The sequence below is a fragment of the Vibrio scophthalmi LMG 19158 genome (assembly GCF_000222585.1).
Lineage (GTDB): Bacteria > Pseudomonadota > Gammaproteobacteria > Enterobacterales > Vibrionaceae > Vibrio > Vibrio scophthalmi.
This window is the reverse complement of the sequence record NZ_AFWE01000229.1, coordinates 16,074-28,358: the sequence shown is the minus strand read 5'-3', so window position 1 is coordinate 28,358 and position 12,285 is coordinate 16,074. Positions and strand designations below refer to the sequence as shown.

Sequence of the window (12,285 nt, the reverse complement as noted above, 5' to 3'; positions counted from 1 at the left end):
AGAGACTTAACGGGGAATCAAATTTTAAACATGAGTGATTTGAGCTTTCAACATTGTCGTAGATATCGCTTGCCATCAAACTATCCACTCCGCTAGGTTAGATTCAGCAATGATCAACATTGAGCTTTGCTGGAAGAGAACCTAAAGCCAACTGGACAAGGATATAGTGAAAAATGGAATTTAAGCGCGTCACAAAGCATGATCTTACTGCGGTAAAAGCACTGGTATCAAATGTATCTCAAAGTGATGTTTTACCCTTGCTGAACGCACAAGGCCAACATGAATACCAACGAGTGGTGCTACCAGGGATTGAAGCAACCTTTGCTACCCCGAACTTCACCACCATCAAAGCAATCCTCAATGACCATCTAGTGGGTTTTGCCGCTTTAAGAGATGGCAACTACTTAACTCACCTTTTCGTTGCCAAATCAGCCCAAGGTAAAGGCATTGGTGGACAGTTACTTGCACACCTACTCCACTCAACGACGGCAGAAACGATAACACTGCGATCGTCAGTAAATGCCGTTAGCTTCTATCACTCCCAAGGTTTTGAGGCTAACGGAGAAGAAGCAGAGTGCAATGGAATCCGCTTCGTTCCGATGAGCTTACAGCGGGCATAGGTTATAGTGAATGGCACTGGATGCCCCATGCTATTTGCTAATTTACCGCAAAGAAAGACAATTGATTTTTCTGAGTTTCAGCCAACTCTGAGAGCTGCCTTGCTGCACTGACACTTTGAGTTACCCCCGTCGCGTTAAGGTTAATAATCTCAGAGATATTATTGATATTCGTGTTCAGCTCCATGGTGACTTGAGATTGCTCTTCGGAAGCGGTCGCAACCAATGTGTTGATTTCAGTTATCTCTGTCATTGCAGACGCAATGGATTTTAATGCTGAATTAACTTCATGAGTAAGTTCTTGATTTTTATTGACCAATTGTAAACATTGATCCATACGACTATCTGCTTTCTCTGAATGATCTTGTAGCTCTTCAATAATTGATTGAATTTCGGTTGTCGAATCCGATGTTCTCTTCGCTAGCATACGGACTTCATCAGCGACGACAGCAAAACCACGTCCGGATTCTCCGGCTCTCGCCGCTTCAATTGCGGCATTGAGTGCTAACAAATTGGTTTGATCTGAGATCGAACGTATTACATCAATAACCGTACTGATCTTATCGGACTGGTGTTTTACAGAAGAAACAATGCCTGCCATTTCCGAGAGGCTATCACTAACATCTTTGTTAGCGCTGTAACTTTCGTTGAAAATAGCAACACCTTTTTCGGTGATTTCTTCAATTTGGCGTGATTTTTCATCAGCCAAAACCGCATTATCTCTCACATTATCAGCGGTACTAGATAACTCATTGATCGCCGATGCAACTAATAGAACTTCATTATTTTCTTTATGCACATTGTGCTCTGATTCTTCCATTATGGTAGAAAGCTCTGTTGACGCTGCGGCGACTTCCTCTCCGACAATTAATAGGTTTTTAATTGTTGAAGATAAATTAACACACGTTTTTTCCAAATCATTGTTGAGCAGGAAGACTTCATTGGTACCATTACAGTCCAAATCAATATCAATGAGATTACCGTTAGACATCCGATTGATATTATTCTGTGCATTCAATATAGGCTTGACAATCTGCTTGGACAAAAACAAAGACAACAATGAAATCGATGAAAAAATAATCAAGCAAAGCACGGAACTGTAAAAAATCAGATCCGTCAATGTTGTATATGAACCATCTATCTGTTGTTGCGCATAACCCTTAATAAAGTCACTCAATTCAAAAGAAGCTGATACCATTGCATTTCCAGCGATGGTTGCGTCTTTATCAAAAGCTTGCCACTCCTGCTCAGAGAGCAATCCCGCTTCATATTGAGACTTTTTTAGATAAAGGTTTTTAGCAAAATATCCATAGTTTTCTATGGCTTTTAAAAGCGAATCGGCCAATGTTTTAGTATGTTGCGATTGCGAGAGTGCAATAACGCTCTCCGTAATATTTTGTTGCCAAGCATTCACATCAGAATCATAATTTTCATTATGAACAAACGACGATGTTGTCAAAATTATACGAATCTTATAGGTGTCCTCAATAACCTTGGCAACAAGTTCTTCCTCGCCAATAATAAACATAAACTCATTGTTGAGTTCATCCACATTAGATCTTATTTTTGATAATGAAAACGCCGTTGTTGCCGCAATACAAATCCCCATCATAAATACAGGTATCAACACCAAATTTCTAATTGAAATATTATTCAACATTTAATTTTTGCCCCCCAGCAGAAAATAGTTGCACTCAAAAATACAAAACATTTCCAAGTGTTACAGAATGTAATCAAAGATGCACATACTATGAACATGCTTTAATATTCTTCATCAAATAATATTTATCAACACGATTGGTTAACGTTGTGAGTGCTTTTTTAGGCACTTATTAAGTAACTTACTGAATTGAAATTTACAAGTGGCGACTTAACATGCAAAAATTAAATGGTAATTCTCAATGAGTAGGAAAAATACGACTAATTTAGAGAGTAGCTTTATAGAAATGTAAACAGTTTATTATGTTAACAAATAAAGATATCAACCATCATTCCTTACAAGTGCTACTCATTATTAACTTTAATTAAATGAAAAAATATACACTCAAAAGATAAGTGTGAATGTCTCTAAGGCTTTATCTTGAATCTAAATTCAAAAATAGAAAATAAACAATCAACTAAATTTATAATTTAAGCTGACCCTACTTACCAAGGCATAGTTTCAAAATGGATCTTTCATATCGTTCAATCTCTCCATCTCCTATACCTCTAAAAACGATATCTCCCAACTAAAACCCCCCGTTGAGTCAAGGATCTCATTCAAAGTAAAGGCCTAGATTAATTTATCGTTCGGTGTTGAGATCGCAGCAAAATGATCGACTGATGTCATTAAACAAAGGATTCAATAAGATCAAAGCAATGATGATCTTTCTGGTTTGAATCTACTCTTAATTTTCACGTTTAACCAACGCAAATTAGGGGCTATAACGACGCTCTATTAGCCAATAGCAAGCCTCAACCTCTCCGTCAGCTTTGTCTAAAGAAACAACGCGCGTACAAATTCAAGGCAAAATGCGTTTACCTTTTACTCCACCCCGTGAAAAAACAATCAAAACCCGATAAGAAAAAGAGGAAATTGACTCATTGGGATATGGTGGCGATAGTAGATAAAATCGCCACCACATTTACAAGATCATCAGTAAAACATAGGGACACCACTTACTTTTCATCCACTCAAACTGAAGATCTAGGCGTTACAGCCAATAAAAAAGCACAGGATCACGTTAGTCTTGATCTCTGATCGTGTCACTTTCGCGGATCAACGCGATAACCGTACACCCATTGGCTGGCAAGAAGTGTTCAGGATCATCACAAAAATGGATCTGATCATTATCAGCGACATAAAATAGCGGTTGCACAAAGTTATGTTTGTGAAATTCAAGATAATCAGCATAACTGAAGCTATCACTTAACTTGGTGTGACGAATTTCCGCGCCTTGGCTGAGTAAACTGGCCAATTGGCTGTAACTGACGTTCCCTCCCATCAGCAATTGCCCATGATATTGTGCAGACACCGTATGCTTCTCACTGGAGGGTTTCTCGCTACGTATGGTTTTCTGTAAGCAATGGACCTTATCTTCACCAAAATCCGTCACGAACTGCATACAAGCCATCATGTTGAAATGTTGATCTGAGGTAAGTGCGACCACTTGGCCAATACCGATCAAGTTGAGATTGTCCTCAGCATGGCTCGAAATCGGATTGCCATAATAGCCCTCCATTCCCTGCATTCGCACCTGGCTGATGTAATCCCAATTTGAATCAGTCAATAAAACACGACGATCATAACGAACCAATGCTTGGCCTATTTCCTGGGCAACTCGGTTAGCGCCAATCAACAAAAAACCACGCGGCTTGGCTTCTGCTACGTCGAGCGCCAGTGCCATTGGTCGTGCGGTAGCACTTTGCAGAACAACGGTACCAATGATCACCATAAACGTTAAAGGCACCAGCAACACCGCTTCACTTATCCCGTACTCCATCAACTTAATAGCAAACAGGGATGAAATAGACGCAGCCACAATCCCGCGCGGGGCAACCCAAGACAGAAACAGCTTTTCACGTAAAGAAAGCCCGCTACGCATCGTAGAGAGGAAAATAGAGACTGGACGAGAGACAAGCTGCATAAAGACAAACAACAGCACTGAAGCAACGCCTAGAGCGGCAAAATCATCTAAATGAATACGAGCGGCTAAGAAAATAAATAATCCAGTGATGAGTAGGATCGTAAGGTGTTCTTTGAAATGGAGGATTTGTTGCAGATTGATCCCCTTTGCATTCGCCAACCACATGCCCATTACCGTAACCGTCAGTAGGCCCGCTTCCGATTCAATATGGTTAGAAATCGCAAACACGCCTAATACAATCATGAGCACCGCAAAAGGTTGTAAGTATTCCGGTAGCCATGCTCTGCGTAGCGCCGTCGCGACAGCTGCGCCTGAGGCGATACCAAAGCCCACTCCTACCGCAATTAGAGTAATAAAGACCTCAACACTGTTAACCGCGCTATGAGAAACAATAAATTCATACACCATCACCACAAAAAGTGCGCCGATGGGATCAATAAGAATCCCTTCCCAACGTAAGATATTGGCCAATTTGGCATTCGGTCGCACCGTTCTTAACAGCGGCACGATAACCGTCGGCCCCGTTACCACCGTTAGGCTGGCAAACAAAATGGCCAATTGCCATTCAAAGCCAAGAAGATAATGCGTCGCGACGCTGGTCAATAGCCAAGAAACCAATGCACCAATCGAGACAATGCTCCAAACAGAGCCACTTACCGCTTTGATCTGTTTGAAATTGAGCGTCAAACTACCTTCAAACAAGATCACCGCTACCGCGAGTGAAACTAAAGGAAAAAGTAGGTTACCCAATACGGCATCAGGATCGAACAACTGTAAGATGGGGCCGAGAACAATCCCCGCTAATAACAAAAACAAGATGGCAGGCAAACGTAACCGCCATGCAAGCCACTGACAACCTAAACCAACAACCCCTACCGCCGCTAAAACCAGCGCTTCGTTACCGATTTGCATTCCTTGCACCTTATATGAACTCATCCTTGATGAGCGGCGAATACGCCATTTCTATCAACTAAGGAAAATATAAGTGATGTTGTTGATTTTTTCGCCATCAACAATCAAAAATAGCAATCTAAGTCTCTGTCTTGCCTATTTTTAACTAGAAAAGAATATAAAAAAACGCTACCACGACGAATCGAAGTAGCGTTGTAAGAATAGCGAGGATCTAAGTCGCGACGTTTTAATCTAAATCGCTAGTTAGTCAATTTGGGGCTCGGGGCTATTGAAACCCCGCACAATATTGGTGAATGTAATCACAGCAAAAAGAACAATTACCAGCGAAAGGTGCCAAGCATGACTCAAGCCAAGTTGGACTAACAGCATACTCACTAATGACGAGACAACCATTTGTCCACCGCCAGACATTGCAGCAGCGGCCCCCGCGTGACGCTTGAACGGTTGCATCACCATCGCTTGAGCACATGGCAGTGCAATGCCGTTACCCAAGATCATCAACAGCTGGCCGAGCATCAGATAAAGTGGTTCTACTGGGCAGAAGAATAGCCACAATGCGGCGCTAAGATGCAGTACTGGTGTGCAGAGTAGCATTTTCTTGCTGCCGATAAGTGGCCTGACCCGATTACAAATACTGGTACCCGCTAGCATGCCAAGCGCAGGAATGATCGCCCACATTGCATATTGATCGGATGTCATGCCAATTTGGTTTTGCATGATAAATGGCATCACCGAAACGGTCGTGATCATCAAACTGAAATTAAGCCAACTGATACTGGCAAAACTAACAAAATAGCGTGATGCCAACAGATCGCGATATTGGCGCAACATTTTTTTCGCTGAAGGCACTTTCGAATACTCGGTCACCGTTTCTTTAAAGCGAACGGTAATAATGACCCAAGCGATAGAGACATAACCCAGCAAGGAGATAAACACCATGCTCCAGCCAAAATGAAAATTGATAAAACCACCAATGACGGGGGCAAACAATGGTGTTATCGACGCCGCCATAGCGATATAAGACATCGCGACAGGTAACTCCGGTCCATTAAAGCGATCTCGAGTCGAGGCGCGTGCTAACACCGCACAACAACCCGTGCCCAATCCCTGTAAAAAACGCCCTGCGACCATCGCGGTAAAAGTTTGGCTGAAGAAAATGATCATCAACAGACCCAACATCGCAATGAGCAATCCCGTCAATAAGACTTTCTTGCGCCCAAGCGCATCCGAAATTGGTCCATAAAGAAATTGCGAAGGGCCAAAGCCCAATAAGTAGACACTAACCAACAACTGAGCTTGCTCAAGTGAAATCGCGAAATCTTTTGCAATCCACGGCAACGAGGGAAAAACGAGACCCATGCTCAATTGACCAATACTGATAATCAAGCACGCTAATAAAATAGAACGAAAAGAAAAAGGTTGGTTCATTTCTTTTCACCCTCTGTCCATGGATTATTTCCACGTGCAGTTAAACCGCCTTCAGCATCAAATTGCTGCAATTTTGCTTTGACTCGTTTGACTGTTGATTCACTCACTGAACAAAGCTCCGCTACATGCCTAATTGAGTGACCCTGTAACAGTTTCATTGCAATACGTTTATGCTTCTCTTTATTGGCAGGTCGACCGCGAAATTTCTGCTGCCACACCTCGGGGTTGTCCTTGAGCGCTTGTCTTCCTTGTTCAGCAGCAAACAATCGATGCTGAGTTTGCACCTTGTCATAACCTGAAAGCAGCGAGAGTAAAATTCGACTTTGTTCTGAATTGGGTTCAAAACAAAGTGGTTCGCAAAGCAGTTTGATGGTGACTCCTTGTTCAAGAAGCTGAGTCACAGTATTCGCCGCTTGATTAAAATCACGGCCAAAAACTGTTAACCACCAGATAACCAGCGTATCTCCAGAATGAAGACGAGTCGCTAGTGCACTAAACTCCGCCCTTTCAAGGGGAGGAACAAAGCCATGAACTCGGTCCTCAATATGCACAGCGTTTGGGGCAAACTGGGTTAATTGCTCAAGTTGATCTCGATATGCACGATTTTTGGGTGAGAAACGAGTGTAGATATAACTGGCCATAACCTCTCCATACTGGGTAAGAACAACAGGCTCATTTAGTGTATTAGTTCATAATGCAGTGGTTCATTATTTATTTCAACACCAAATGAACCACCCCTCGAAATAACATCAACTTTATTTAGCGTAGCTCTCGCTAACTTCATCTATAAATTATTGATCTTAATATATATGTATAAAATGCATGTAATTTATAAAAACAATGCACTTTACTCACAAACTCAGCCGCCTATGATGATTTTAAACGAACAACAGTTCGATCAATTAATCGATACTTAATAATTGTCAATACTTTAGGAGGTCCTATGACTATCCCAACGACAGATATGATAGAAGCTTGGCACGGTTTTACAGCCGGTGATTGGCAGACCGATGTTAATACGCGTGATTTCATTCAGAAAAACTATACCCCTTATGAAGGTGATGAATCATTTCTTGCCGAAGCAAGTGATTCAACACTGCAATTATGGGAACAAGTATTAGAAGGTATTAAACAAGAAAGTCGTACTCACGCTCCTGTCGACTTTGATACTGACGTCGTTTCAACCATCATCTCCCATGACGCCGGTTACATCGATCAAAACCTTGAGACCATCGTTGGCCTCCAAACTGACAAACCTTTAAAACGCGGTATTATCGCCAACGGCGGTATTCGCATGGTGAAAACATCGTGTGAAGTGTATGGCCGCGAGCTTGATCCCTCCATCGAAAAGACATTCACTGAATATCGAAAAACCCACAACCAAGCGGCATTCGATCTTTATACCAAAGAGATTAAAGCTTGTCGTAAATCTGGCATCATTACTGGCCTACCCGATGCGTATGGCCGTGGCCGTATCATTGGCGACTATCGCCGCCTTGCACTTTATGGCATCAATTTCCTTAAAGCCGATAAAAAATCGCAACTGGATTCAACTCAAGCACAACTAGAAAACGGGCAAGATCTTGAAAAGACCCTGCGCCTACGTGAAGAAATTACTGACCAAATTCGTGCATTAGAAGACATTCGTCAGATGGGTTTAAAGTACGGTATTGATATGTCGTCACCTGCGCGCACAGCGCAACAAGCGATTCAATTCACCTACTTTGGCTACCTTGCTGCCGTTAAGTCTCAAAATGGCGCAGCGATGTCTCTAGGTCGCACATCAACCTTCCTCGATATTTATATTGAGCGAGATATCGAACTGGGGCTAATTGATGAGAAACAAGCCCAAGAGCTGATTGATCACTTCATCATGAAGCTACGCATGGTTCGATTTTTACGTACACCTGAATACGATTCATTGTTTTCTGGCGACCCAATCTGGGCAACAGAAGCAATGGCGGGTATGGGTGTCGATGGCCGAACTCTAGTAAGCAAAACCACTTTCCGTTATCTACATACACTGCATACCATGGGACCTGCTCCCGAGCCGAATATGACCATTCTATGGTCTGAGCAATTACCGGCAGCTTTCAAACAGTACGCAGCCAAAGTCTCTATCGATACCTCTTCGATTCAATACGAAAATGATGACTTAATGCGCCCGGACTTCGATAACGATGATTACGCTATCGCCTGTTGTGTTAGTCCTCAAGTTGTTGGCAAGCATATGCAGTTTTTTGGGGCTCGCGCGAACCTTGCCAAGGCACTGCTTTATACCATCAATGGTGGCGTCGACGAAAAAACCATTACCCAAGTTGGGCCACAAGTGCCTCGCATCGACGATGAAGTATTGGATTACGCACGCATCATGCCTCGCTTTGATGAGATGCTAGATTGGCTGGCCACTCAATATGTGACGGCTTTAAACATTATCCATTACTCACATGACCGTTACAGCTATGAAGCATCGTTGATGGCATTAATGGACCGCGACGTTCACCGTACTATGGCTTGCGGTATTGCTGGGTTATCAGTTGTCGCCGATTCGTTAGCCGCAATCAAATACGCAAAAGTCACACCAATTCGTAATGAACAAGGTATCGCGATCGATTTTAATATCGAGGGTGATTATCCGAAATTTGGTAACAACGATTCGCGAGTGGACGATATCGCCTGTGATCTTGTTGAACGCTTTATGAAAAAGATTCAACAAAAACACACCTATCGAGAGGCTGAACCTACCCAGTCTATTTTGACCATCACATCAAACGTCGTGTATGGCAAAAAGACAGGGAATACTCCTGATGGACGTCGTGCTGGCATGCCATTTGGGCCAGGTGCTAACCCTATGCATGGACGAGATGAAAAAGGCGCAGTGGCCTCACTCGCTTCAGTTGCTAAACTGCCGTTTGCCTACGCTAAAGATGGCATCTCTTACACCTTCTCTATCGTGCCTAGCGCACTAGGTAAAAATGAGCTAAACCAGAAAGTGAACTTAGCCGCCCTCATGGATGGTTACTTCCACCATGAAAGCAACGAAGGAGTGAATAACATTGAAGGTGGACAACACCTAAACGTCAATGTGTTAAATCGTGAGATGTTACTGGATGCGGTTGAGAACCCTGATAAATACCCTCAACTGACTATTCGTGTTTCTGGCTATGCGGTTCGATTCAACTCTCTGACTCGTGAACAGCAACAAGATGTGATCAGCCGAACTTTTACCGACCGAATCTAAACTAATAAGTTAGATGCGAGAGTGATAGTGACTAAACGGCCACTTTCATTGTGAACGGCTAAACTAGAAAGTGAGAGGCTTTTGCCTCTCACTTTTCATTTTACAGTGTAAATTGAAACGCCACTGGGATTAGTGACTACGTGGAAAATTATGCGGTGAGGTAAACTGATACAAAGCCGTCACTTTTTTTCCTTGCTTAGTATATTCAAGTGATTCGCATAGCTCTGATGCTAGTACAATCCCCCGTCCATAAGTCAGACTGTTATCACTCAATGTCTGCGCACCTTGAAATTCGAAGCCTTCACCATTGTGCTCGACCATCATCAATAATTGGCTCTTGTCAGGATCGAAATCGAGATCAAGACGAATCCATGCATCCCTATCGAGCTCGGTCAATTTATCTTCTCTTAACTGATAAAAGAGAAAGAAACCATCCGGTTGTTCTTTAATGCTTGAATCAAGATTCAATAAACCGTGGTCAATGGCATTCGATAATAGTTCAGCCAACACCGAACAGACCAAATCCAAATGCGTGCCATCATTGATTAACCCCATAAGGTAGCGACGCACGTCAGTCATCAAACTGACACTCTTAATCACTTCAGAAGAGAAGCGTAGCGTCGACTGCGTGCTAATATGGCTAATGGCATTGGCGTTACTTGTCGACGTCACTTCTTGGTTAGTTGAAATAGGAAAAGTCATAGAAAGGATCGATAAATCGTCATCGGTGGTTCGGTGAGAAAACTGACGGACGGATTCATACAATTTAGGGATGGCAGAATCCCCCCGCTGTAGGGCCGCTTCGAGACGGTCCTGGCCAAATAATTCACCTTTCTCATTGACCGCTTCGGTTAAGCCATCCGTGTAGGCGATAATTTTTTGATTCGGCTCGAGCTTGAGATGAATCAGATCGGTTTCGAATTCACTGTTCGACAGCACACCTAACGGCATGTGCTTAGACACCAACCTTCTGACGATCTTACCGTCTTCAGAAAGAATGTAACCATCGGGTAACCCCCCTCCCCACATTGAAACTTCGAAGCCATTCGCCCGAACTTCAAAAATAGTCGCAGCAAGCATCATTCCACTCGGTAAAAAGCGGCCTAATACTTCATTCAACTCAGTGGCAATTTCTCCTAGAGACATTCCTTTCAAAGCCATCGAGAAAAAAGCGCGAGTTGCAGGAATGGCAGAGATAGCGGCTGGCAATCCATGACCTGTGGCATCGGCTATCATCACGTACACTCCCCCATGGGGACGATTAGCAACGACAATCAAGTCACCGTTAAAAATAGTTGATGGGGTCGATATATAATCAATGCCAAAGATATGTTTGACCTGAGAACTCATTTCTTCTTTGAGGTTAGAGAAGATCGATTCCGCCATGGCATAATCGTAGCGCACCTGCTCATGAAACTGACTCAGTTCGTCGCGCTGAGAAATCACTTCATTGTGCATCCGAACAATACGAAAGTGTGCTTGAACTTTGGCAAGTAACACACTTCGCTCAACCGGCTTCAAAACAAAATCATCCCCAAGCGCTAAACATCGTTCGAAAGAGTCATGGTCATCGAGGACGGTCAAAAATATGATCGCGATATGGTGATCGGGAAATGCCTGACGAATCTCTTGGGCCGTGGTGAATCCATCTTTTTCAGGCATCATCACATCTAACAAAATGACGTCAGGCAGCAATGACATTTCACGCATCGACTCAACAACACCCACGCCGCTCTCGAACGTATCAATTCGTGAGGTGATATGACTGAGCATTAATCGGCACAACTCACGGTTGGTAGCATGATCATCGACTATCATAATACGCATCTTATTCTCCTCACGTGATTCTAAATTTTCTATCGAATCGCGAGATAGCGAGAACTTTTCTTACTTGAGGCAGCGTGTTGGTAATTTGGATCTCCCCGTCACTTTGCTCCAGATAGTTATGCATGTTGATCAAAATTCCCAAACCAGCGCTATCAATGTAATCGACTTTACGCAAGTCTACGGTAAATCGATAATCGCGTTTGTCTGAATAGCAGCGCTTAAATTCTTGGATGACGTGAAATCCAAACGTCCCTTCAACAAAAATTGTAATATGCTTTGAATCCGGATTCACCTCTGTCTCTACAGACATAAGCCCCTCTCCTTACGACCTAACCTGTTACCAAGTGCTGGCTAACGACATTGCCAATCTGACACCCAAAGAAACTTTTCGCCTCTTGTGACTCACTCTCGATTATTTTGATAGTAGATTGAGAGTTTGAATGACATTTCGAAATAGAGGATCCAAAACTCATTCACCGTCCTCACTCGACCAAAGAGGCATAGACGCCGTACGATGGAAGAAAGTTGTCATCAAATAAATTCGATTTAACAAAGAGAAGCTCGTAATTGTGTCGTTTGGATTCGTCTAGCCAACATTAAACTGATTGCTTATTGTTGAGTGTAGGAAGGATTC

General features: G+C 42.9%; 8 protein-coding genes. 2 read left to right on the top strand and 6 right to left on the bottom strand.

Annotation, left to right across the window (positions count from 1 at the left end; all coding sequences use genetic code 11):
* Positions 1-173: 173 nt before the first annotated feature.
* Positions 174-620 carry a GNAT family N-acetyltransferase gene (locus RH88_RS22470; RefSeq protein ID WP_005600342.1) on the top strand — a complete coding sequence of 149 codons (447 nt, stop codon included), beginning with the start codon at positions 174-176 and terminating at the stop codon, positions 618-620.
* Between the two features lie 37 nt (positions 621-657).
* Here the strand turns inward: RH88_RS22470 and RH88_RS22465 are convergent, their stop codons facing one another.
* The 4 genes from RH88_RS22465 to RH88_RS22445 all read right to left on the bottom strand — a co-directional run bounded on the left by RH88_RS22465 (position 658) and on the right by RH88_RS22445 (position 7,224).
* Positions 658-2,277 carry a methyl-accepting chemotaxis protein gene (locus RH88_RS22465; RefSeq protein WP_005600340.1) on the bottom strand — a complete coding sequence of 540 codons (1,620 nt, stop codon included), beginning with the start codon at positions 2,275-2,277 and terminating at the stop codon, positions 658-660.
* 1,063 nt (positions 2,278-3,340) lie between these two features.
* Positions 3,341-5,155: a cation:proton antiporter gene (locus RH88_RS22455; protein WP_005600339.1), complete on the bottom strand. Its 1,815-nt coding sequence runs from the start codon at positions 5,153-5,155 to the stop codon at positions 3,341-3,343.
* Positions 5,156-5,398: 243 nt separating this feature from the next.
* Positions 5,399-6,583: a multidrug effflux MFS transporter gene (locus tag RH88_RS22450; RefSeq protein WP_005600337.1), complete on the bottom strand. Its 1,185-nt coding sequence runs from the start codon at positions 6,581-6,583 to the stop codon at positions 5,399-5,401.
* Positions 6,580-7,224, bottom strand: coding sequence for a recombinase family protein (locus RH88_RS22445; RefSeq protein ID WP_005600335.1), 645 nt, complete (start codon positions 7,222-7,224; stop codon positions 6,580-6,582). Before RH88_RS22445 ends, RH88_RS22450 begins: the two co-directional genes overlap by 4 nt.
* Before the next feature lie 302 nt (positions 7,225-7,526).
* On the opposite strand from RH88_RS22445, the gene pflB reads away from it, so the two are divergent.
* Positions 7,527-9,824 (top strand): formate C-acetyltransferase, encoded by a 2,298-nt coding sequence (pflB, locus tag RH88_RS22440; RefSeq protein ID WP_005600332.1) that lies wholly within the window; start codon positions 7,527-7,529, stop codon positions 9,822-9,824.
* A 129-nt stretch (positions 9,825-9,953) separates the two neighbouring features.
* On the opposite strand, the gene RH88_RS22435 is transcribed toward pflB, so the two are convergent.
* Positions 9,954-11,651 carry a fused response regulator/phosphatase gene (locus RH88_RS22435; RefSeq protein ID WP_005600330.1) on the bottom strand — a complete coding sequence of 566 codons (1,698 nt, stop codon included), beginning with the start codon at positions 11,649-11,651 and terminating at the stop codon, positions 9,954-9,956.
* 10 nt (positions 11,652-11,661) lie between these two features.
* Complete coding sequence (locus RH88_RS22430; protein WP_005600328.1) at positions 11,662-11,961, bottom strand: STAS domain-containing protein; 300 nt, start codon at positions 11,959-11,961, stop codon at positions 11,662-11,664.
* Positions 11,962-12,285 lie beyond the last annotated feature (324 nt).